This is a genomic window from Halomonas sp. CKK8 (assembly GCF_029625235.1).
GTDB lineage: Bacteria > Pseudomonadota > Gammaproteobacteria > Pseudomonadales > Halomonadaceae > Halomonas > Halomonas ventosae.
Genome location: NZ_CP121193.1, coordinates 3,333,099 through 3,355,696 on the forward strand (window position 1 = coordinate 3,333,099; position 22,598 = coordinate 3,355,696).

Here is a 22,598-nt window from a genome sequence, read left to right on the forward strand (position 1 = left end):
GCCATGGCCACCCGCAAGCAGCCAGCGAAGAAACGCGGCGCCACCAGCACCCCGCGGCGCCGCGCCGCGCCACCCCCGCGCCGCGGCATCCCGGGCTGGTTGTGGGGGCTGGTCGGCATGGTGGCGGGCTTCCTGCTGGCCCAGCACCAGCAGGGTATCGCCCCCTGGCAGGAGGGCAGCGACTCGCCGCTGGCCACGGTGCTGACCAAGCCCGCTCCCCCTCAGGAGCCCCGGGAAGGCGAGCCGGCCACCACGCCCGAGGAGCCGCCGATGCCGACCTTCGAGTTCTACACCCTGTTGCCGGAATCCGAGGTGATCGCCCCGGGCGGCAAGGTGCCGGCCTCCACGGCCACCCCACCGGAGCGTCCCGAGACGCCGCCGGCAACGACCGACGACGACCCCATCGCCCAGGTGATCGCCGCCAACCTGGAGACCGACGCCGCGGCGCAGGAGGACCGCCCGTCCCCCCAGGCGACGGACGAGCCGCCGGCCGATGCCCGCTTCATGCTTCAGGCCGCCTCCTTCCGCGAGGCGGGGGATGCCAGCAGGCTGGCGGGCCGGCTGCGCGACTTCGGCCTGCTCGCCAAGATCAGCGAGGTGAAGGCCGGCGACGGCGACACCTGGCACCGGGTCCAGGTCGGACCCTACAGCGACCGGCGCGAGCTCACCCGCGCCCAGGACCTGATGGTCACCCAGGGCATCGAGCCGCTGCTGATCCAGCTGCAGAACTGACCCGCCCGACCGGCGAGGTAGACGCGACCAAGGTTGAATTCCTCGCCCCCCGCCCGCACTTCACTTGCTGAGTTCATCCACGGCGCCCCGGCCCTGTCCGCGGCGCCGCCAGTCATCGGGAGCCCTGTGCTCCCCAAAGGAGTCCCCTCCATGACCACGATCGTTTCCGTGCGCCGCGGTGACCAGGTGGCGCTGGCCGGCGACGGCCAGGTCTCGCTGGGCAACACCGTGATGAAGGGCAACGCCAGCAAGGTGCGCCGCCTCTACCACGGCCAGGTCCTGGCCGGCTTCGCCGGCGGCACCGCCGATGCCTTCACCCTCTTCGAGCGTTTCGAGGCGCAGCTGGAGAAGTACCAGGGCAACCTGGTCAAGGCCGCCGTGGAGCTGGCCAAGGACTGGCGCACCGACCGCGCCCTGCGCCGCCTCGAGGCGCTGCTCGCCGTGGCCAACAAGGACGCCTCGCTGATCATCACCGGCAACGGTGACGTGGTGGAGCCCGAGGGCGGCATCATCGCCATCGGCTCCGGTGGCAACTACGCCCTGGCCGCCGCCCGAGCACTGCTCGAGAACACCGACCTCGGTGCCCGCGAGATCACCGAGAAGTCGCTGTCCATCGCCGGTGACATCTGCGTGTTCACCAACCACAACGTCACCCTGGAAGAGCTCTGACCATGACCCGGATGACCCCCCGCGAGATCGTCCACGCCCTGGACCAGTACATCGTCGGCCAGCAGGACGCCAAGCGCGCCGTGGCCGTCGCCCTGCGCAACCGCTGGCGTCGCATGCAGCTCGACGGCGAGCTGCGCCACGAGGTGACGCCCAAGAACATCCTGATGATTGGCCCCACCGGCGTGGGCAAGACCGAGATCGCGCGCCGCCTGGCCAAGCTCGCCGGCGCCCCCTTCATCAAGGTCGAGGCCACCAAGTTCACCGAGGTGGGCTATGTGGGCCGCGACGTCGAGTCGATCATCCGCGACCTGACCGAGGCCGCCATCAAGCTGGTGCGCGAGCAGGCCAAGGCCGAGGTGGGCCACCGCGCGGAGGACGCCGCCGAGGAGCGCATCCTCGACGCCCTGCTGCCGCCGCCCCGCGGCCAGGAGGACGCGCCCCGCCAGGACAGCTCGACCCGCCAGATCTTCCGCAAGAAGCTGCGCGAGGGACAGCTCGACGACAAGGAGATCGACATCGAGGTCACCCCCCAGGGCTCCGGCGTCGATATCATGACCCCGCCGGGCATGGAGGAGATGACCAGCCAGCTGCAGAATCTCTTCGCCGGCATGGGCAAGCAGAAGAGCGAGACCCGCCGGGTGGCGGTGAAGGATGCCTTCGGCCTGCTGCGCGACGAGGAGGCCGGCAAGCTGGTCAACGAGGACGACATCAAGAGCCGAGCCGTCGAGGCGGTCGAGCAGAACGGCATCGTCTTCCTCGACGAGATCGACAAGGTGTGCAAGGGCAGCGGCCAGTCCAGCGGCGGCGAGGTCTCCCGCGAGGGCGTCCAGCGCGACCTGCTGCCGCTGATCGAGGGCTCCACGGTCTCCACCAAGTACGGCATGGTGCGCACCGACCACATCCTGTTCATCGCCTCCGGTGCCTTCCACCTGTCGCGCCCGTCGGACCTGATCCCCGAGCTGCAGGGCCGGCTGCCGATCCGCGTCGAGCTCAACGCCCTGACGCCGGAGGACTTCAAGCGCATCCTCACCGAGCCCTCCGCCGCGCTGACCAAGCAGTACCAGGCGCTGCTCGCCACCGAGGGACTCGAGGTCGCCTTCACGGAGGATGGCATCGCGCGCATCGCCGAGATCGCCTGGAAGGTGAACGAGGGCACCGAGAACATCGGCGCCCGGCGCCTGCACACCGTGATGGAGCGCCTGCTCGAGGAGGCCTCCTACCTGGGCGGCGACTTCGGCAGCCCGCTGTCGATCGATGCCGCCTACGTCGACTCCCAGCTCGGCGAGCTGGCGATGGACGAGGACCTGTCGCGGTATATCCTCTGACCCCAACCGGAAGCCTCGGGCTGCTAGCCTAGAGGCACCGGGCTGCGCGGCGCCGGGGACAGGTCGTAGAGGGGGTCCTATGCCAGGGATGGCATCGGTAGCGCCCAGGGAAGGGTTCACAGCGCCCCCTCGCAGGCCTGTCGCCGGAGTAGCCGCCCCTCCACCACGCCATAAGCGGAGGCATGCCATGAGCGCCCCTATCCCGACCCGAGTGCACTACCATCGCAAGGACCGCGAGCTCGAGCTCACCTACGAAGGCGGCGAGAGCTACCGGCTGCCGGTGGAGTACCTGCGGGTCTTCTCGCCCTCTGCCGAGGTACGCGGCCATGGCCCCGATACCGCCACCCTGCAGGTGGGCAAGAAGCACGTCGGCCTGAAGGACATCACCCAGACCGGCCGCTATGCCCTCAAGCTGCACTTCGACGACGGCCATGACAGCGGGCTCTTCAGCTGGGACTACCTCTACGACCTGATCCGGCGGCGCGAGGCCAACTGGGCCGACTACCTGCGCCGACTGGAAGAGGCCGGCGCCTCCCGGGAGCCCCTGGGCATCGAGATCAAGCAGCTCTGACAGCAAGATTCGTCGCCTGCCCTCCCCTCGGCTGATCCGGCGACAGGCCTGCGAGGGGGCGCTGTGAACCCTTCCCTGGGCGCTACCGACGCCATCCATGGCGTAGGACCCCCTCTTCGGCCTGTCCCCGGCGCCCTCGGGGTCACCTCAGTGACTCCCTGCGTCAAGACAATCGTCGCCGGGGGAGGCTACAATGGCGCCCATCGCGAGGCCGCCAGGCCTCCCCCCATCACAGCGATTCGGGAGCCCCCACGGCATGAGCGCCAGTGACAAGCACACCACCCACTTCGGCTATCAGGAAGTCCCGGTCGGGGAGAAGGCCTCGCGCGTGGCCCATGTCTTCCACTCGGTGGCGGCCCGCTACGACGTCATGAACGACCTGATGTCGATGGGCATCCACCGGCTGTGGAAGCGGCTGACCATCGAGCGCTCCGGCGTGCGCCCGGGCCACAGCGTGCTCGACATCGCCGGGGGCACCGGCGACCTGACGCGGAAGTTCTCGCGCATGGTGGGCCCTCGCGGACGGGTGGTGCTGGCCGACATCAACGAGTCCATGCTGCGGGTCGGCCGCGACAAGCTGCTCGACAGCGGCGTCGGCGGCAACGTCGAGTACGTCCAGGCCAACGCCGAGTGCCTGCCCTTCCCCGACAACACCTTCGACTGCATCACCATCGCCTTCGGGCTGCGCAACGTCACCGACAAGGACGCCGCGCTGCGCTCCATGACCCGGGTGCTCAAACCCGGCGGCCGGCTGCTGGTGCTGGAGTTCTCCAAGCCTGGCAACCCGCTGTTCTCCAGGGCCTACGACGAGTACTCCTTCCGCCTGCTGCCGAAGATCGGCGAACTGGTGGCGAGCGACGCCGACAGCTACCGCTACCTGGCCGAGTCGATCCGCATGCACCCCGACCAGGAGACCCTGAAGGCGATGATGGAGGCCGCCGGGCTGGAGCGGGTCGAGTACACCAACCTCACCGGGGGCATCGTTGCCCTGCACCGCGGCATCAAGCTGTGAGGGCATGATGGCGCTGTCTCCCACCCTGCTGCTGGCCGGCCTGGAACGCACCCTGAATGCCCTGCTGGCCCGTGACCCGGCGGCGCCGTCGCGCCTGGCGCGGCTGGCCGGCCACCGCATCCTGCTGCGCCTGGAGCACCCTGCCCTGGCGCTGGCCATCCACTTCCACCCGGCCGGTCTCGACCTGCTGCGCCCCGACCTGACCGATGAGACAGCCTTCGCCGAGGAGGGCTTCGATGCGGTGGTCGAGCTGGATGCCGAGACCCTCGGCGAACTGCTGGGCGGGGCCTCCGTCGAGCGCCTGATGTTCCAGGGCAAGCTCGCAGTGCGGGGGCGCACCCACCTGCTGGAAGCGACCCGCGACCTGCTGCTCGACCTCGACCTGGACTGGGAGGCGGAACTCGCCCGCTGGCTCGGCGACATCCCGGCCCATAGCTTGGCCGAGGGGCTGCGCAGCCTCTCCCGCTGGGGCCTGCGCACCCGCCAGGAGTTCTGCGCCGACGTGGGCGAGTACGTCTTCGAGGAGGCGCGGCTGCTGCCGGGGCGCTACCAGCTCGAGGCGCTGCGCGACCACCTGACCGAAATGGAGATCGCCACCGACCGCCTCGAGGCGCGCCTGGCGCGGCTGCGACGCCGCCTGGCGGCGCCGGAGACGACCCCATGATCCTGCGGCTCACGCGCATCTTCTGGGTGATCACCCGCTACCGGCTCGACACCCTGCTGCCGCTGGAGCGGATGCCCTGGTGGCTGCGCGGCCTGTTCACGCTCTCGCCGCTGCGCCTGGTGCCCATCGGCGAACGCTCCCGGGGCGAGCGCCTGCGCCTGGCGCTGGAGTCGCTGGGGCCGATCTTCGTCAAGTTCGGCCAGATGCTCTCGACCCGCCGCGACCTGCTGCCCGAGGATATCGCCGACGAGCTGCAGCGGCTCCAGGACCAGGTCCCCCCCTTTCCCGGCCACCAGGCCATGGCCCTGGTCGAGGAAGAGCTGGCGATGTCGCTGGAGGACGCCTTCGCCGGCTTCGAGCCCGAGCCCCTGGCCTCGGCTTCCGTCGCCCAGGTGCATGCCGCCCGGCTGCACGGGGGCGAGGCCGTGGTGGTCAAGATCATCCGCCCGGGGATCGAGCGCGTGATGCGCCAGGACATGGCGCTGATGTATCGCTTCGCCAGCGTGCTGGCACGGATTCCCGAGGCCCGCCGGCTGCGCCCGGTGGAGGTGGTCCGCGACTACGAGGCCACGCTGTTCGACGAGCTCGACCTCACCAAGGAGGCCGCCAACACCTCCCAACTCAAGCGCAACTTCAAGGGCTCGCCGCTGCTTTATGTCCCGGCCATCCACTGGGGGCTGACGCACCGTCGAGTGATGGTGCAGGAGCGGATCTACGGGGTCCCGGTGGCCGACACCGCGGCGCTGCTCGCCCAGGGTACCAACCTCAAGAAGCTGGCCGAACGCGGCGTGGAGATCTTCTTCACCCAGGTGTTCCGCGACAACTTCTTCCATGCCGACATGCACCCAGGCAACATCTTCGTCTCCTTCGAGCACCCCCAGGATCCGCAGTACATCGCCATCGACTGCGGCATCGTCGGCAGCCTGACCCGCGAGGACCAGGACTACCTGGCGCGCAACCTGCTGGCCTTCTTCCACCAGGACTACTACGAGGTGGCCGCGCTGCACATCGAGTCCGGCTGGGTGGGCGAGGGGACCCGCGCCAACGAGTTTGCCGCGGCGATCCGTACCGTGTGCGAGCCGATCCTCGAGAAGCCGCTCAAGGACATCTCCTTCGGCCAGGTGCTGCTGGGCCTGTTCCAGACCGCGCGGCGCTTCAACATGGAGGTCCAGCCACAGCTGGTGCTGCTGCAGAAGACGCTGCTCAACATCGAGGGGCTGGGCCGCCAGCTCTACCCCGACCTGGACCTGTGGAGCACCGCCAAGCCCTACCTGGAGCGCTGGATGAAGGAGCGCGCCGGCGCCAGCGGCCTCTGGGAGTCGCTCAAGCGGCAGGCCCCGGAGCTCTCCCGCCAGCTGCCCGAGCTGCCGGTGCTCGCCCACCAGGTCCTCAGCCGTACCGAGCTGGAACACCGCCAGCGGCGCCGCCAGGTCGACGCCATGGGCGGGATCTCCCGAGCGCTGAGCCAACGGGGCAGGAGCCAGCGACGGCTGCGCCTGGGCCTGCTGTTGCTGGCGGGCGCGCTCGCCTGGCAGCCGCTGAGCGAGTGGGCCGCGGGCCAGCCCTGGCCGGCCCTGGCTGCCGCCGCCTTCGGCGTGCTGCTGCTGGCCTGGCACTGAGGGCCGCCCCGTCCTTCCACCCACTGCAACGGAACCTTCACCCATGAGCGACATCCTCGACCGTCTTCACGTTGTGCTCGAAGAACGCCGCCACGCGGCGCCACGGGATTCCTATGTGGCGGCCTTGCATCACAAGGGACTGAACAAGATACTCGAGAAGGTCGGCGAGGAAGCCACCGAGACCCTGCTGGCCGCCAAGGACGCCGAGCACGGCGACGAGTCGGCACGCCAAGCGTTGATCGCCGAAACGGCCGACCTGTGGTTTCATAGCCTGGTAATGCTCTCGCACCTGGGCCTCGACCACCGCCTGGTCCTGGATGAGCTGGCCCGCCGCTTCGGTGTCTCCGGACACGACGAGAAGGCCGCACGGCAACCCTAGCGTCAACTGGCCCTTCCGGGACCTCCCGGAGCCCCAACCTGAGGAAGCAACTATGTTAGGTGGTATCAGTATCTGGCAGCTGCTGATCGTTCTCGGCATCATCATCCTGATCTTCGGCACCAAGAAGCTGCGCAACGTCGGCGGCGACCTGGGCGGCGCCGTGAAGGGCTTCAAGAAGGCCATGCACGAGGAAGACAAGGAGAAGGACGAGGGCGAGAAGGCGGACGATCCCCAGGCCCGCGTCAGCCATGACGAGGAGGTCAACACCTACGACGTCAAGGCCGAGAAGAAGGCCCATGACCAGGAAGAGCACCAGGAAGAGCGCAAGTAACCCGCCATGTTCGATATGGGCTTTCTCGAACTGATGCTCATCGGCGTGGTGGGCCTGCTGGTGCTGGGACCCGAGCGCCTGCCCAAGGCCGCGCGCACCCTGGGGCTGTGGATCGGCAAGATCAAGCGCACCGTCTCGGGCATGCAGCGCGAGATCAGTGCCCAGCTCGAGGCGGAGGAGCTGCGCCAGAAGCTCAACGAGCAGCAGAAGAAGCTCGACGAGGGCGTACAGCAGGTCAAGCGCGGCGTGGAGAGCATCGCCGAGGAGGAGAGTGGCAAGCGCTCGGCGGGTGACGACACCGGCGAGGCCCCGCCCACTGCCCCGCCCGAGAAGCGGCTCGATGACGCCCTCGCCAGGGCCCGCACGGGCAGCGAGGGCGATGATTCCAAGGGCTCCGCCGATGCCTCTACCGCCGACAAGGATTCTGCCCCCCGATGAGCAAGACCGGTGATCCCCAGGAGCAGAACCAGGCCCCGCTGATCGAGCATCTGATCGAGCTGCGCTCGCGACTGATGCGCGCCGTGATCGCGATCCTGGTGATCTTCCTGGGCCTCTATGCCTTTGCCAACGACATCTACTCCTTCGTCGCCCAGCCGCTGATGGCGCTGCTGCCCGAAGGCTCGCAGATGATCGCCACCGAGGTGGCCTCACCCTTCCTCGCGCCCTTCAAGCTGACCCTGGTGGTGGCGGTGTTCGCCGCCATCCCCTATGTGCTGCACCAGGCCTGGGCCTTCGTCGCCCCGGGGCTCTATGACAACGAGAAGGCGCTGGCCCTGCCGATCCTGGCCTCCAGCGTGGCGCTGTTCTATGGCGGCGCTGCCTTCGCCTACTACGTGGTCTTCCCGCTGCTGTTCCAGTTCTTCACCCAGACCGGGCCGGAGAACGTCGCGGTGATGACCGACATCAACCAGTACCTGAACTTCGTCCTCAAGCTGTTCTTCGCCTTCGGGGTCGCCTTCGAGATCCCCATCGCCACCTTCCTGCTGATCCTCTCGGGCGCCACCACGGTGGAGAGCCTGTCGAGGAAGCGTCCCTACGTGGTGCTGGGCTGCTTCGTGATCGGCATGCTGCTCACCCCGCCCGACGTCGTCTCCCAGAGCCTGCTGGCGGTGCCGATGTACCTGCTCTACGAGGTCGGCCTGCTGTTCGGTCGCCTGGTCCGCCGCAAGCGGGAGAAGGACGAGCAGGACGCGGAGTAATAGCGCCAAGCGGCCAGCAGGAGCAAGACCCGAGCCAGCAAAAGCAACCCCCCGAGGGTCTCGGCCTTCGGGGGGTTGCTCGGCGCTTGAAGCTTACAGATCCATCAGCTCGTCGACGCGATCGACCAGCTTGAAGATGCCGGTGGCGGCCTCGCTGATGCGCGTGGCCAGCATGTAGGCCGGGGTGGTCACCACGCGGTTCTCGAAATCCACCACGATGTCCTCGACCCCGCAGCTGCGGTGCAGGCCGCCCATGGCGCTGATCGCCCCGGCGACGCCCGGGTCATGCCCCACGGTCACGGCGATGCCGGGGCCGAGCAGGCGCGGCACCAGCACCGGGCTGATGCACATCAGGCCGATCGGCTTGCGCGCCTCGTGGAAGCCGGATAGCGCCTCGCTGAGCGCGTCGAGCACCTGCATGCCATCCCCCGCCTCGGCGAAGTCCGACAGGTTCTTGGCGACACCGAAGCCGCCGGGGAGGATGACCGCATCGAAGTCGTCCGCCTCGAGCTCGTCGAGGGGCGAGATCTCGCCGCGGGCCAGGCGCGCCGACTCCGTCAGCACGTTGCGACGCTCACCCTCGGCCACCTCGCCGCGACGATGGTCGACGACGTGGTGCTGCTCGATATCGGGGGCAAAGCAGCGATAGCCCAGGCCCAGCTGGTCGAGGCGCAGCAGGGTCAGGGTGGTCTCGTAGATCTCGGCACCGTCCTGCACCCCACATCCCGAGAGGATGACCGCCACCTGTTTGCTCATGCCTTTCTCCTTGAAGGTAGGCGCCCGGCGACGCCAGGCCCTGAAATCCGGAAGCCTTCACTTTAGAGAGTCGGTCCGGGTGCGACAAGGCGCGGCTTTCGACACCGGGCGACACTGATATACTCGAGGCATTCGACAGCCGCTGTCATCAATCCGTCATCCTGCATCGCCACAATGACGGGACGGCGGTCCCGATCCCCCTATGCGGAGAGACGCCTTGAGTTTCATGACCACACGCCAGTTCCCGACCTCGCGCCTGCGCCGCATGCGGCGCGACGACTTCTCGCGTCGCCTGATGCGCGAGCACACCCTGACCGCGGCCGACCTGATCTGGCCGGTGTTCGTGCTCGAGGGCGAGGGCCAGCGCGAGGCGGTGCCCTCCATGCCCGGCGTCGAGCGACTGTCGCTCGACCTGCTGATCGAGGAGGCCCGGGAGGCCTTCACCCTCGGGATTCCGGCCATCGCCCTCTTCCCGGTGGTGGGCACGGAACTGAAGAGCGAACTGGCCGAGGAGGCCTACAACGCCTCGGGTCTCGTCCAGCGCAGCGTGCGCGCCCTCAAGGAGGCGATCCCGGGGCTCGGCATCATCACCGACGTGGCGCTCGACCCCTACACCAGCCACGGCCAGGACGGCATCCTCGACGAGGCGGGCTATGTCCACAATGACCGCACCGTGGAGACCCTGCTCAAGCAGGCACTCTCCCACGCCGAGGCGGGAGCCGACGTGGTGGCGCCCTCGGACATGATGGACGGGCGCATCGGCTCGATCCGCCACGTGCTGGAGCAGGAGCAGCTGGTCAACACCCGGATCATGGCCTATAGCGCCAAGTACGCCTCGCGCTACTACGGCCCCTTCCGCGACGCCGTGGGCTCCGCCGGCAACCTGGGCAAGGCGGACAAGACCACCTACCAGATGGATCCGGGCAACGGAGACGAGGCGCTCCACGAGGTGGCCCTGGACCTGGCCGAGGGCGCCGACATGGTGATGATCAAGCCCGGGATGCCCTACCTGGACGTGGTGCGCCGGGTGAAGGACGAGCTGAGGGTGCCCACCTTCGCCTACCAGGTGAGCGGCGAGTACGCCATGCACATGGCCGCCTTCGAGAACGGCTGGCTGGAGGCGGACGCGGTGATCCTCGAGTCGCTGCTCTGCTTCAAGCGCGCCGGCGCCGACGGCGTGCTGACCTACTTCGCCAAGCGGGCGGCCCGGCTGCTCGCGACGCCATAGACGACGGGAGGGACAGCGCCCTTCCGCCCGACGACAGGGAACTCCCATGGAAGAGACACGCGGTCCCGACCGGCAGCCCGACCTGCCCTCCCCGCCCCAGGGCGGCGAGCCTCCCGAGCCTCCCGCCCCGCGGCTGAACCAGACGCGCACCGGCATCAAGCCCAAGGCGCTGCCGGACCCGGAGGCGGACCTGGCCGACCCCGGGCTCTACTTCAACCGCGAGCTCTCCCACCTGCAGTTCAACGTCCGGGTGCTGGAGCAGGCCCTGGACGAGGCCCATCCACTGCTCAACCGGCTGATGTTCCTGCTGATCTTCTCGTCCAACATGGACGAGTTCTTCGAGATCCGCGTGGCGGGCCTCAAGAACCAGGTCCTGCTCGGCGATGACTCCACCGGCGCCGACGGCCGCTCGCCCCGCTCGGTGCTGGCCGAGATCGCCCAGATCGCCCATGCCCAGGTGGCGCGCCAGTACCAGATCCTCAACGAGGTCCTGATACCCGCCCTGGAGGCCCAGCGGCTGCGCTTCCGCCGCCGCGGGGACTGGTCCGAGGCCCAGGGTGCCTGGGTGCGCGACTACTTCGAGACCGAGATCATGCCGGTGATCAGCCCCATCGGCCTGGACCCCTCCCACCCCTTCCCGCGCCTGGTCAACAAGAGCCTGAACTTCATCGTCCAGCTGGAGGGCAAGGACGCCTTCGGCCGCGAGGGAGGCCTGGCCATCCTGCCGGCCCCCCGCTCGCTGCCGAGGGTGATCGCCCTGCCCGAGGCGCTCTGCGAGGCGGGCTTCAGCGAGTACGTCTTCCTCTCCTCGATGATCCATGCCCATGCCGAGGAGGTCTTTCCCGGCATGACGGTGCTCGGCTGCTACCAGTTCCGGCTGACCCGCAATGCCGACCTCTCCGTGGACCCCGAGGAGGTCTCCGACCTCGCCTCGGCGCTGCGCGGCGAGCTGCTGTCGCGGCGCTACGGCAGCGGGGTCCGCCTGGAGGTGGCCGACAACTGCCCGGACGAGCTGACCGAGTTCCTGCTCCGGCAGTTCCAGCTGGAGGAGGCGGACCTCTTCCGGGTCAATGGCCCGGTGAACCTGACCCGCATGATGTCGGTGCTGGGCGACGTGGAGCGTCCCGAGCTGCTCTACCGCCCCTTCACGCCCGGCCTGCCCAAGTCGTTGCGCAAGGCCGACAGCGTGCTGGCGGCGATCGCCGATGGCGACATCCTGCTCCACCACCCCTTCCAGTCCTTCTCGCCGGTGGAGGAGATGCTCGGCGAGGCCGCCCGGGATCCGGACGTGCTGGCCATCAAGCAGACCCTCTACCGCACCGGCGCCGACTCGCCCATCGTCAACGCCCTGGTCGAGGCCGCCGGTAACGGCAAGGAGGTCACGGTGGTGATCGAGCTGCGGGCGCGCTTCGACGAGGCCGACAACCTGGCGCTGGCCTCGCGCCTGCAGGAGGCCGGGGCGATCGTCATCTACGGGGTGATGGCCTACAAGACCCACGCCAAGATGATGCATATCGTGCGCCGAGAGCGGGGCAAGCTGCGCCACTACGCCCACCTGGGCACCGGCAACTACCACTCGCGGACCGCCAAGCTCTACACCGACTACAGCCTGCTGACCGCCGACCCGGTGCTCTGCGCCGACGTGCACAAGGTCTTCCAGCAGCTCTCGGGCATGGGCCGGGCCCGGCATATCGAGCAACTGCTGCACGCCCCCTTCACCCTGCACGAGCAGATGGTGGCCAAGATCGACCGCGAGGCCGAGCATGCCCGCAAGGGCAAGCGCGCCCAACTGATCATCAAGTGCAACTCGCTCACCGAGCCGAAGCTGATCCAGGCGCTCTACAGGGCCTCACGGGCCGGGGTGGAGTGCGACCTTATCATCCGCGGCATGTGCTGCCTGCGCCCCGGTCTTCCCGGCATCTCGGAGAACATCCGGGTACGCTCGATCATCGGCCGCTTCCTGGAGCACACCCGGGTGTTCCACTTCCACAACGACGGCCAGCCGGAGACCTGGGGCTCCAGCGCGGACTTCATGGCGCGCAACATGTTCAACCGGGTGGAGACCTGCTTCCCGCTGCTTGACAGGAAGCTGGCCGCCCGGGTCCGCAAGGACCTCGAGACCTACCTGGTGGACAACTGCCAGAGCTGGCTGCTGCGCAGCGATGGCCTCTACGTCAAGCAGCAGCCCGGCGGCGCGGCCCCGATCAGCGCCCAGGAGACCCTGCTCTTCGCCTACGCCGCCAGGGCGTGAGCGAAGCTCGAAGCTCGAAGCTCGAAGCTCGAAGCTCGAAGCTCGAAGCTCGAAGCTCGAAGCTCGAAGCTCGAAGCTCGAAATCATCCTGATTGACAGCGCCTTCGCAGCAAGAGCCACGGAGGCGTTTTTCTTACAGCTTATAGCCTAAGGCTTACAGCTCCGGGCATCGCCCGGTATCAGACGCCGATCTGACCGCCGTCCTCTTTCTGGATCACCACCGTGGACGCCCGCGGGCGAACACTGTCCTGGGTCTGTTCGGTGGCATCCTCCGAGGCCGGCCAGTTGCCCGGGTGCTGGATGTTGATGAACAGCGCGGTCCTGTCCGGAGTGGCGAAGATCCCGGTGACCTCGCAGCCATTGGGACCCACGGCGAAGCGCTTGAGGTGCTGTTGGTTCTCTGCCGTGACCACCCCGCCCTCCAGGGCCCCCGGCACCACCGCCAGCAGCTGGTCGTTGGTGTGCTCGGCGACGCCTTCATAGCCGTTGTCGGTCTGGATCCACAGGATGCCCTGGCCATCGCCGCGGTCGTCGTACCAGAGACCATCGGGGCTCGCGAACTGGTTCGCCGCGGTCAGACCCGAGCGGTTGTCGCCGTCCGAGGCGGCAGCGCCGAACACGAACACTTCCCACGCGAAGCGCGTTCCATCGCTGCCTTCACGCCAGCTGATGATATGCCCGGCGCCATTGTCGGGGCGTGGGTTGGCTTCGTTGACCGGCGCGGTGGCAAAGCCCACACCGTGTTCATCGATGGCGCTCCCCTCATTGGTATAGGTCGCCTCGCTGCCGGCTTCGGTGCGCTTGCTGTTGTTGGTCAGGGTGATGTAGACCTCGCCGGAAACGGGGTCGACGCTGGCCCACTCGGGGCGGTCCATGGGCGTGGCGCCCATCAGGTCGGCAGCGTCGCAGGTATTGATGATGATGCCGGCCAGGTCGTCGGCTGCCAGGCCCAGGGCCTCATGCAGCGGGCGGCCATCGGTAGTCTGCGCCTGCGGGGTCAGCGCCAGCCACTCGCCGCTGCCATCGGCATCGAAGCGGGCGGCGTAGAGGGTTCCCTCGTCCAGGTACTTGGCACCGATCGCCAGGCGGTCATAGGCCGCGCCGGGACGGTTGGCATCGGCCGGATCCCAGGCGGCGGCGGAGACGAACTTGTAGATGTACTCGTTGCGGGCATCGTGGCCCGAATAGAAGACCACCGGCTTGCCCGGCTCGAGCTTGCCCAGCCAGCACCCCTCGTGGCGGAAGCGGCCCAGGGCGGTGCGCTTCACGGCGCGGTGACTGCCATCGTAGGGATCGATCTCCACCTGGTAGCCGAAGGTGCGCGACTCGTTGCGGTAGTCCTCGCCGGCATCGGCGCCGCGCGGAGTGATATCGAAGCGGGCAAACTCGTCGTTCTGCTCGGAGGGGTCGCCCGCCGAGGTCTCCCAGCCGTAGCGGCCGCGCTCGGTGGGAATGCCGATGCGGGCATCATCGGGGAAGCGCTCGCCGGTGTTGACGAAGATGTTGGGCCAGTTCTCCTCGCAGGCCAGGTAGGTGCCCCAGGGGGTGAAGCCGTTGCCGCAGTTGTTGTTGGTACCGCGGGCCAGCCGTCCCTCCGGCGAGAACTTGGTCCTCACGTAGCCGCTGCCTGCCACCGGGCCGGCGAGCTCCATCTCGGTGGCGCTGGTGAAGCGACGGTTGTAGGGCGAGCCCGGCACATGGGCCCAGCGACCATCGTCGCCCTTTCTCACCTCCACCAGGGTCAAGCCGTGGGCGTTGATCTCGGTGCGCGACTCCTCGGCGGGGCGGGCGCCCGTTTCGGCATTGGTGGGGCCACCCTGGGGCGCCCAAAGCGCCTGCTGGTCGATGTACTCGTTGTTCAGCGCCAGCACGAAGCGCCGCGAGGCGCTCTCCGCGTCCAGAGGGAAGCCGTGCATGCCGTCGTGGTGCATGCCCACGCTGGCGGCCTGGCGTTCCGCGGTCATGGCCAGCTCGTCGCCCCACGCCGGTGCCTCGCCCGAAAGCGGCGTGCCCCAAGGCACCAACACCTGGGCGGTGTAGCCCGACGGCACCACCACGGCGTCGGTACGCGACCCGGCGACCGACTCGAAGGCCAGGCTCAGCGGCGTCTTCTGCATGGCGCCGGAGGCCAGCGCCTGGGCGGCGCCGCCGAAGCCCAGCATCGAGGCGGCCGCCAGCCCCAGGCCGCCGCGCATCACGCTGCGCCGGGAGACGTGGCGTTCGAGAACGGAGGCGAAGGGCTCGTTGGTGCCGGGATTCAGGACGCGATGATCCTCGATTTCCTTGCTCATGCGGGTTTCCTCGCCGGGTGGGCGGAGGCGTGGAGACGCCTCCAGGACGAGGTCAGGCTAGGTGAGGAAGGTGACAGCGCGATGAAGCGACAAGAGGAAGCTCGGTACCAAGGCCCGACTCCCCGGGGACGCCTACCCCCTGCGGAACGCATCGAGGTCGTGGGGGTCGAGTCCGGCCACGCGCTCCGGCAGGCCGCGCTCGCGACGGGCGGCACGCACCACCTCGCGCTCGGCGAGCAGCTCGGCATCGTCATCCAGGGTGCGACCGTTGAGCTCGGCGAGCTGGGCCATGCCCTGGTGGTAGAAGGCGAGCACCGCCAGCGCGGTGTCGTTGCCCTCGGCCATCGCGCGGCGCAGCGCCGGCAGGTAGCCGCTGACCCGGGAGAGCTGGTGCTTGAGCTGCCAGACATAGCGCACCTCGGCCATCCAGGGACGCTCGCGCAGCACCGCAAACACCAGGCTGGTCGCGACCAGTCCCAGCAGCACGCCCAGCACGTTGAGCCAGAAGCCGCCATCGAAGGCGGCCTGCAGCAGCTGGACGAACACCAGCCCGAAGACGATCAGCTGGCCGGCCATGGCCAGGCTGATGAAACGCCCCTTGCGGCGGTAGGTCTCGGGATCGTGCTCCTCGAACTGGAAAGGCATGGGGAACTCCGGGTGGCGAATCAGTAGTGGACGGCATTATCCCGGCAACACCATGTGGGGTACAGACCAAGGTGTCGCCGGGCAAAAACCACCAGGGTGAGAGGCGCCGGGGACAGGTCGGAGAGGGGGTCCTATGCCAGGGATGGCATCGGTAGCGCCCAGGGAGGGGTTCACAGCGCCCCCTCGAAGGCCTGTCGCCGGATCAGCCTCGAGTGCTACCTCAAGCGCTCGGCGGCCGTGAGCAGCAGGTGCTCGGTGGTCTCCCAGCCGAGGCAGGCGTCGGTGACCGAGACCCCGTGGCGCAGCCGGCCCGGTTGCAGCGGCTGCTTTCCCTCGTGGAGATGACTCTCGAGCATCAGCCCCGCCAGCGCCGTCTCGCCGGCCTGGCGCTGGGCCAGCACGTCGAGCAGTACCTCGCTCTGGCGGCGGTGGTCCTTGCGCGCATTGGCATGGCTGCAGTCGACCATGAGTCGCGGCGTGAGCCCGGCCTCCTCCAGGGCGCGGCGCGCCGCCTGGACGTGGTGGGCCTGGTAGTTGGGCTCGCCATGGCCGCCGCGCAGCACCAGCTGGGTGTGGGGATTGCCCGCGGTATCGCGGATCGCCGGGCGGCCCTCGGGATCCATGGCGAAGTGGCTGTGGGGGTGCGCCGCGGCACGCATGGCATCCAGCGCCACGCCGATGTCGCCACTGGTGGCGTTCTTGAAGCCCACCGCCGCCTCCAGGCCGCTGGCCAGCTCGCGGTGCAGCTGCGACTCGGTGGTGCGGGCTCCGATGGCCACCCAGGAGAGCAGGTCCTCCAGGTAGGGGGAGAGCATCGGCTGCAGCAGCTCGGTGGCCACCGGCAGCCCCAGCTCGGCCACCTCGCGCATCAGCCGCCGCGAGACCGCCAGGCCGCGGGCCATGTCGCCGCTGCCGTCGAGGTCCGGGTCATAGGCCAGCCCCTTCCAGCCCACGGTGGTGCGCGGCTTCTCCACGTAGACCCGCATCACCGGCAGCAGACTGTCAGAGATGCACGGGGCCAGCGCGGCCAGGCGGTGCGCGTACTCCAGGGCCGCCTCGGGATCGTGGATGGAGCAGGGGCCGACCACCACCAGCAGGCGGTCGTCGCGGCCGGCAAGGATCTCGTGGATGGCGTGGCGCTGGGCCTCGACCCGGGCCGCCAGCGCTGGGGAGAGCGGCAGCTCGCGGCGCAGCTCGCCAGGGGTGGGCAGCGGCCTGGCCGGGGCGGCGGCGCGGTGCAGTGGCTCGGTCGGGAGGGCGGCGGCAAGGGAAGCGTTCATGGCGTCATCAGCTCCGGGTAGCGGTCATACATCGTGTCGGTCGGGTGCCATCGATCTCGCTACGGCCGGGCATGGCGGAGTGGGCCGACCGCAGCTCGCTAAATCGCCAGTAACCGTAATAGCCCGCGAAGCCCCGGGACTGGCGGATGGCGATGGATGCGGTCATGGTCTCTCTCCTGGATGTCGGTGGTATGGACGGGGCCGTGAAACGCAGAACCCCCGGGCGGGGCGGCCGTCCGGGGGTTCTGGCGGAGGCGGCCCTGGTGGGGGTGCCTCCCGGCGATGTCGCGTCTTGCGCTCAGGACATGGCCACGGGCACCCCGGGGGTAAACCAATAGCCATGCCAGTCGCCGCGCACCGCGAACGCCACGCTGCCATTGCGGGCAACGCGAGAGGTGGGCTGGGCACGGCGGGTCATGGTCATGGGACGCTCCTGAGGTCTCGTCACATCCTGCCGCATTGCGGCATGGCTGGCAAGGGCCGCCCGCTCAGCCGGCGAACAGCTGGTACCAGCCGATGGTGGCCGGCAGGCAGCTCATGGCCACCAGCACCACCAGGCCGAGCACCACGGAGAGCAGGCCGCTGTCGTCCTTGAAGTTCGTGTCGTGTCCCGCCATGTGTCGCTCCTTACTATCGTGTCAGGGTAGGTCCGCATTCTAGCGAAGATCGCCGCCTCCGGCACGGCACCGATGGTCGCAGGCTCAGCGCAGGTGGCGCCCGCCGTCCACCGGCAGGGTGACGCCGGTGACGTAGCGATTGTCGAGCAGGTAGCGCAGGCTCTGATAGATCACCCCGGGGCCGGGAATCATCTCCATCGCCGACTTGGCGCGAGCCTTCTCGGCGTAGGCCTCGTCGTCGCCCTCGTTGAGCATGATCATCGCCGGGGCGATGGCATTGACCTGGATCTCCGGGGCGTACATGGCGGCGAAGGAGAGCGTCAGGTTATCCAGCCCCGCCTTGGTGGCGGCGTAGGCGGCGTGCTTTCGCGAGCCCTTCTGCACCACGTAGTCGGTCAGGTGCACGATGTCGCGCTGGGGCTCGCTGCACGCCTCGAGCAGCGCCCGAGCGTGCAGGTTGATCAGGTAGGGCGCCAGCATGTGGATGCGAAACAGCCGCTCGAAGGTGGCTCCCGCCTCGGGGCCGCTGGAGTCGGGCGCCCAGTCGCTGGCGTTGTGGACGATGGCCCGCAGCGATGGCGTCTCGGCCCTGAGCCGGGCGACGAAGTCGAGGATGCCCGCCTCCGTCGCGAAGTCGGCCGGCAGGGTGACGATGCCCCGCTCGCGCAGCGCGTCCAGTTCGGGGCGCTCGCGGCGATAGCTGATGATCACCGGATGGCCGTCGTCACGCAGGCGCTCGGCACAGTGGCGTCCCAGGCGCTGGGCGCCGCCGGTGATCAGGATCGGCGAGGCGCTCATGGGCCGGACTCCCGGCGCAGGCTGCCGGCGGTGGGCACGATGGGGTCCCGCGGCGCATAGGCGAAGACATCCGAGAAGACTCGCGAGGGCGAAAGCCCCAGCGAGGCGAGCACGTCCACGCAGGCGTAGACCATGCCCGGCGAGCCGGAGACATAGACGTCATGCCCCGAGACGTCATCGAGGGCCGTCGCCAGGGCGTGGTCGATGCGGCCGCGGTGGCCGATGACGCGCTCTCCCGTCAGGGCCTCCTCGGGCGCGACCTCGGTCACGGCATGGAAGCGGACATTGGGATGGCCCTCGGCCCACTCCCGGGGCAGGCGCTCCAGGTAGAGGTCGCGACGCTCGCGAGCCGCCCACCAGAGGTCGATCTCGCGTGCCGGGTCGGCATGCAGCGCCGCCTCGACGATCGCCTTCATCTGCGCAAAGCCGGTGCCGGCCGCGACCAGCAGCAGGGGGCGCGTGCTGTCCGGGTCGAGGATGCAGTCGCCGCCGGGCAGGCGCAGGGTCAACCGCTCGGCCACCTGCATCAGCTCGCGCAGCCGGGCGGAGTTCTCCCGCTCCGGCCAGTGCTGGATGTGCAGCTCGATCCCGCCATCGCCGCCGTGGGCGTTGGCGATCGAGAACGGCACCCAGAGGCCCTCCTCCAGCTTCAGTTCCAGGTACTGGCCGGGCTCATGGGCCACGGCCTCGGGCCGGCCCTCCAGCTGGACGCGGAAGACGTCCGGGGTGAGATCCTCGACCTCGGTGACCAGGCAGGTCAGGGTCCTTGGCGTCATGAAAGCCTCATGAAGTTGTCAGAATGTCGTGTTGTCCGGGGAGTCGATGCCCAGCTCGTTCCAGCGCTCGCTGACGCGGGCCTTGACGGCCTCGTCCATGACGATGGGCGTGCCCCACTCGCGGTCGGTCTCGCCGGGCCACTTGCTGGTGGCGTCCAGGCCCATCTTGGAGCCGAGCCCCGCCACGGGGGAGGCGAAGTCCAGGTAGTCGATGGGGGTGTTCTCCACCATCACGGTATCCCGGGCGGGGTCCATGCGCGTGGTGATGGCCCAGATCACGTCCTTCCAGTCCCGGGCACAGACGTCGTCGTCGAGCACCACCACGAACTTGGTGTACATGAACTGGCGCAGGAAGCTCCACACCCCCATCATCACCCGCTTGGCGTGGCCCGGGTACTGCTTCTTCATGGTCACCACCGCCATGCGGTAGGAGCATCCTTCAGGCGGCAGGTAGAAGTCGACGATCTCGGGGAACTGGCGGCGCAGGATGGGCACGAACACCTCGTTCAGCGCCAGCCCCAGGATCGCCGGCTCGTCCGGCGGGCGCCCGGTGTAGGTGGAGTGGTAGATGGCGTTCTCGCGCATGGTCATGCGCGTCACCGTGAACACCGGGAACTGCTCGACCTCGTTGTAGTAGCCGGTATGGTCGCCGTAGGGGCCCTCGGGCGCCATGTCGTCGGGATAGATAAAGCCTTCCAGAATGATTTCTGCTGATGCAGGCACCTCCAGATCGGCATGACAACACTTGACCAGCTCGGTGCGCGAGCCGCGCAGCAGGCCGGCGAAGGCGTACTCGGAGAGGCTGTCGGGCACCGGCGTCACCGCGCCGAGGATGGTGGCCGGGTCGGCGCCCAGCGCCACCGCCACCGGGAAGGGCTCGCCGGGGTGGGCCTGCTGGAACTCCTGGAAGTCGAGTGCCCCGCCACGATGGGAGAGCCAGCGCATGATCAGGCGGTTGCGGCCGAGCTTCTGCTGGCGGTAGATGCCGAGGTTCTGGCGGGTCTTGTGGGGCCCCTTGGTGATCACCAGCGGCCAGGTGACCAGCGGCGCGGCGTCGCCAGGCCAGCAGTGCTGGATCGGCAGGCGGTCGAGGTCGACCTCGTCGCCCTCGTAGGCAAGCGCCTGCACCGGCGCCGAGCGCACCATCTTCGGCCCCATGCTCATCACCTGCCGGAAGATCGGCAGCTTGCTCCAGGCGTCGCGAAAGCCCTTGGGGGGTTCGGGCTCCTTGAGGAAGGCGAGCAGCTCCCCCACCTCGCGAAGCGCCGCAACCGAGTCCTGGCCCATGCCCATGGCCACCCGCTTCGGGGTGCCGAAGAGGTTGCCGAGCAGCGGCATGGTGTGGCCCTTGACGTTCTCGAACAGCAGCGCCGGGCCCCCGGCGCGCAGGGTCCGGTCGCAGATCTCGGTGATCTCGAGGTAGGGGTCGACCTCGGCGGTGATACGCTTGAGCTCGCCCTGGGCCTCGAGCACCGCGATGAATTCGCGCAGGTCCTTGTACTTCATTCGGATTTCCCGGTTCCGGAATGACGAAAGGGGCAGCATAGCATGCCGCCCCTTCCTTTCTCGTCCGACCGCGAGGCAGTTTCAGTCCGCGGCTTTTCCGGCGACAGGCCCCGGAGCGCCGGACCGTCGAGGAGGCGCTGTGAACCCCTCCCTGGGCGCTACCGATGCCCTGCGGCACTCTCGCATCCTGCTCCGCTTGCAGGTCCGGTGCTGGCCATCCTTGGCCAGCCCGTTCGGAGCAGTGCTCCTCACCCCTGGCATAGGACCTCCTCTACGGCCTGCCCCCGGCGCCGCTCGCTCCAGCAGGGACCTCAGCGGCGCTTCATGGCCTCGAAGAACTCGAGGTTGGTCTTGGTATCCTTCAGGCGGTCGATCAGGAACTCGGTGGCCGCGGTATCCTCCATGGGGTTGAGCAGCTTGCGCAGGATCCACATGCGCTGCATCTCGTCCTCGGAGGCGATCAGGTCCTCGCGGCGGGTGCCGGAGCGGCGAATGTTGATCGCCGGGTAGACGCGACGCTCGGCCAGCTTGCGGTCCAGGTGCGCCTCCATGTTGCCGGTGCCCTTGAACTCCTCGAAGATCACCTCGTCCATCTTGGAGCCGGTATCCACCAGCGCCGTGGCGATGATGGTCAGGCTGCCACCCTCCTCGATGTTGCGGGCCGCACCGAAGAAGCGCTTGGGCTTCTCCAGGGCATGGGCATCGACACCGCCGGTGAGCACCTTGCCGGAGCTCGGCACCACGGTGTTGTAGGCCCGCGCCAGGCGGGTGATGGAGTCGAGCAGGATCACCACGTCCTTCTTGTGCTCCACCAGGCGCTTGGCCTTCTCGATCACCATCTCGGCGACCTGCACGTGCCGCGCAGGCGGCTCGTCGAAGGTCGAGGCCACCACCTCGCCACGCACCGTGCGCGACATCTCGGTCACCTCCTCCGGCCGCTCATCAATCAGCAGCACGATCAGGTGGCACTCGGGATTGTTGCGGGTGATCGAGGTGGCGATGTTCTGCAGCATCAGGGTCTTGCCCGCCTTGGGCGGGGAGACCAGCAGGCCGCGCTGGCCCTTGCCGATGGGCGCAGTGAGGTCGATGATCCGGGCGGTGAGATCCTCGGTGGAGCCGTTGCCGATCTCCATGCGCAGCCGCTCCTGGGGGAACAGCGGCGTGAGGTTCTCGAAGAGGATCTTGTGCTTGGCGTTCTCCGGCTTGTCGAAGTTGATCTCGCTGACCTTGAGCAGCGCGAAGTAGCGCTCCCCTTCCTTCGGCGGGCGAATCTTGCCGGAGATGGAGTCACCCTTGCGCAGGTTGAAGCGCCGGATCTGGGAGGGCGAGACGTAGATGTCGTCGGGGCCGGCCAGGTAGGAGCTGTCGGCGCTGCGCAGGAAGCCGAATCCATCCTGCAGGATCTCCAGCACACCATCGCCGAAGATCGGCTCGCCGCTCTTGGCGTGCTTCTTGAGGATGGCGAAGATGATGTCCTGCTTGCGGGAGCGTGCCAGGTTGTCGATGCCCATCTCGCGGGCAGTCTCCAGAAGCTCCGGCACTGGCTTTTGCTTGAGTTCGGTAAGATTCATCGGTGTGTTCAGAATTCGCTCGTGGAAGCCGGGCGGCAGTGCGCCGTGAGGAAAGACAGGAGGCGAGACGATGACGCCCTGTGGATGCGTTCAGAGCCCGGACAGGCTACCTCTCGTCATGCTGCATCGAATGGCCATGGGCGAGCGACCGCACTCTGGGGTTGCCGGGCCGATATCGGAAGCGAGGAAGCAGGTTCGTTTTCGCCTGACCTGCGGGTCCGGGCCAGGCGGCCGGGATCGCGGGCTGAAGCAGTGGGCTGTCTGACGACTTGGAAACTGACCGTGACGGGATCGCCGCGAGACGGTCGGGAAGCATTCGGAACAGGCGAACGACCCGATACTAGTCAAGGCGGCGGGCGAACGCAAGCCCCGGGGCCG

At 68.5% G+C, this 22,598-nt stretch carries 23 protein-coding genes; 13 read left to right on the forward strand and 10 right to left on the reverse strand.

All coding sequences use genetic code 11. The annotated features are described in order from the left end of the window. The first annotated feature begins 3 nt into the window (after positions 1-3). The 11 genes from P8934_RS15690 (at position 4) to tatC (ending at position 8,501) form a co-directional block, all read left to right on the forward strand. Positions 4-732 carry an SPOR domain-containing protein gene (locus P8934_RS15690; RefSeq protein WP_278031864.1) on the forward strand — a complete coding sequence of 243 codons (729 nt, stop codon included), beginning with the start codon at positions 4-6 and terminating at the stop codon, positions 730-732. 150 nt (positions 733-882) lie between these two features. Further along, entirely contained in the window at positions 883-1,401 is a 519-nt protein-coding gene (gene hslV, locus P8934_RS15695) for an ATP-dependent protease subunit HslV (RefSeq protein ID WP_278031865.1), read from the forward strand. A 2-nt stretch (positions 1,402-1,403) separates the two neighbouring features. After that, positions 1,404-2,726 carry an ATP-dependent protease ATPase subunit HslU gene (gene hslU / locus P8934_RS15700; RefSeq protein WP_278031866.1) on the forward strand — a complete coding sequence of 441 codons (1,323 nt, stop codon included), beginning with the start codon at positions 1,404-1,406 and terminating at the stop codon, positions 2,724-2,726. Positions 2,727-2,913: 187 nt separating this feature from the next. Continuing rightward, the gene (locus tag P8934_RS15705) at positions 2,914-3,297 is read left to right on the forward strand and encodes a DUF971 domain-containing protein (protein WP_278031867.1); all 384 of its coding nucleotides are present in this window, start codon (positions 2,914-2,916) and stop codon (positions 3,295-3,297) included. 256 nt (positions 3,298-3,553) lie between these two features. Beyond that, entirely contained in the window at positions 3,554-4,309 is a 756-nt protein-coding gene (ubiE, locus tag P8934_RS15710) for a bifunctional demethylmenaquinone methyltransferase/2-methoxy-6-polyprenyl-1,4-benzoquinol methylase UbiE (RefSeq protein ID WP_278031868.1), read from the forward strand. A 7-nt stretch (positions 4,310-4,316) separates the two neighbouring features. Further along, positions 4,317-4,973 carry an SCP2 sterol-binding domain-containing protein gene (locus P8934_RS15715; protein WP_278031869.1) on the forward strand — a complete coding sequence of 219 codons (657 nt, stop codon included), beginning with the start codon at positions 4,317-4,319 and terminating at the stop codon, positions 4,971-4,973. Then, on the forward strand, positions 4,970-6,592 hold the full coding sequence (gene ubiB, locus P8934_RS15720; protein ID WP_278031870.1) for a ubiquinone biosynthesis regulatory protein kinase UbiB: 1,623 nt from the start codon (positions 4,970-4,972) through the stop codon (positions 6,590-6,592). Before P8934_RS15715 ends, ubiB begins: the two co-directional genes overlap by 4 nt. 43 nt (positions 6,593-6,635) lie before the next feature. After that, on the forward strand, positions 6,636-6,971 hold the full coding sequence (locus P8934_RS15725; protein ID WP_278031871.1) for a phosphoribosyl-ATP diphosphatase: 336 nt from the start codon (positions 6,636-6,638) through the stop codon (positions 6,969-6,971). 52 nt (positions 6,972-7,023) lie between these two features. Further along, positions 7,024-7,302, forward strand: coding sequence for a Sec-independent protein translocase subunit TatA (gene tatA / locus P8934_RS15730; protein WP_133635678.1), 279 nt, complete (start codon positions 7,024-7,026; stop codon positions 7,300-7,302). A gap of 6 nt (positions 7,303-7,308) precedes the next feature. Continuing rightward, entirely contained in the window at positions 7,309-7,740 is a 432-nt protein-coding gene (tatB, locus tag P8934_RS15735) for a Sec-independent protein translocase protein TatB (protein ID WP_278031872.1), read from the forward strand. Beyond that, positions 7,737-8,501: a twin-arginine translocase subunit TatC gene (tatC, locus tag P8934_RS15740; protein WP_278031873.1), complete on the forward strand. Its 765-nt coding sequence runs from the start codon at positions 7,737-7,739 to the stop codon at positions 8,499-8,501. Before tatB ends, tatC begins: the two co-directional genes overlap by 4 nt. 93 nt (positions 8,502-8,594) lie before the next feature. Here the strand turns inward: tatC and elbB are convergent, their stop codons facing one another. Then, the gene (elbB, locus tag P8934_RS15745; protein WP_133635675.1) at positions 8,595-9,257 is read right to left on the reverse strand and encodes an isoprenoid biosynthesis glyoxalase ElbB; all 663 of its coding nucleotides are present in this window, start codon (positions 9,255-9,257) and stop codon (positions 8,595-8,597) included. A 217-nt stretch (positions 9,258-9,474) separates the two neighbouring features. Between elbB and hemB the strand changes: the two genes are divergently transcribed. Beyond that, positions 9,475-10,485: a porphobilinogen synthase gene (gene hemB, locus P8934_RS15750; RefSeq protein WP_133635674.1), complete on the forward strand. Its 1,011-nt coding sequence runs from the start codon at positions 9,475-9,477 to the stop codon at positions 10,483-10,485. Between the two features lie 46 nt (positions 10,486-10,531). After that, on the forward strand, positions 10,532-12,736 hold the full coding sequence (ppk1, locus tag P8934_RS15755; protein ID WP_278031874.1) for a polyphosphate kinase 1: 2,205 nt from the start codon (positions 10,532-10,534) through the stop codon (positions 12,734-12,736). Between the two features lie 179 nt (positions 12,737-12,915). Here ppk1 and P8934_RS15760 read toward each other — a convergent pair whose 3' ends face one another. From P8934_RS15760 to rho, 9 genes are all read right to left on the reverse strand, one after another. Beyond that, positions 12,916-15,027: a PhoX family phosphatase gene (locus tag P8934_RS15760; protein ID WP_278031875.1), complete on the reverse strand. Its 2,112-nt coding sequence runs from the start codon at positions 15,025-15,027 to the stop codon at positions 12,916-12,918. A 132-nt stretch (positions 15,028-15,159) separates the two neighbouring features. Beyond that, positions 15,160-15,672 carry a DUF3087 family protein gene (locus P8934_RS15765; RefSeq protein WP_278031876.1) on the reverse strand — a complete coding sequence of 171 codons (513 nt, stop codon included), beginning with the start codon at positions 15,670-15,672 and terminating at the stop codon, positions 15,160-15,162. A gap of 215 nt (positions 15,673-15,887) precedes the next feature. After that, positions 15,888-16,952, reverse strand: a complete 1,065-nt coding sequence (locus P8934_RS15770) for a 3-deoxy-7-phosphoheptulonate synthase (protein WP_278031877.1) — start codon at positions 16,950-16,952, stop codon at positions 15,888-15,890. Positions 16,953-17,250: 298 nt separating this feature from the next. Next, positions 17,251-17,376, reverse strand: coding sequence for a hypothetical protein (locus tag P8934_RS15775; RefSeq protein ID WP_278031878.1), 126 nt, complete (start codon positions 17,374-17,376; stop codon positions 17,251-17,253). A 64-nt stretch (positions 17,377-17,440) separates the two neighbouring features. Then, entirely contained in the window at positions 17,441-17,569 is a 129-nt protein-coding gene (locus P8934_RS15780) for a hypothetical protein (protein WP_278031879.1), read from the reverse strand. An 84-nt stretch (positions 17,570-17,653) separates the two neighbouring features. Further along, positions 17,654-18,367 carry a dihydromonapterin reductase gene (gene folM, locus P8934_RS15785; protein ID WP_278031880.1) on the reverse strand — a complete coding sequence of 238 codons (714 nt, stop codon included), beginning with the start codon at positions 18,365-18,367 and terminating at the stop codon, positions 17,654-17,656. Next, positions 18,364-19,143: an NAD(P)H-flavin reductase gene (locus P8934_RS15790; RefSeq protein ID WP_278031881.1), complete on the reverse strand. Its 780-nt coding sequence runs from the start codon at positions 19,141-19,143 to the stop codon at positions 18,364-18,366. The genes folM and P8934_RS15790 overlap by 4 nt, the downstream gene beginning before the upstream one ends. An 18-nt stretch (positions 19,144-19,161) precedes the next feature. Further along, complete coding sequence (ubiD, locus tag P8934_RS15795) at positions 19,162-20,649, reverse strand: 4-hydroxy-3-polyprenylbenzoate decarboxylase (protein WP_278031882.1); 1,488 nt, start codon at positions 20,647-20,649, stop codon at positions 19,162-19,164. 311 nt (positions 20,650-20,960) lie between these two features. After that, the gene (gene rho, locus P8934_RS15800; protein WP_278031883.1) at positions 20,961-22,220 is read right to left on the reverse strand and encodes a transcription termination factor Rho; all 1,260 of its coding nucleotides are present in this window, start codon (positions 22,218-22,220) and stop codon (positions 20,961-20,963) included. Positions 22,221-22,598 lie beyond the last annotated feature (378 nt).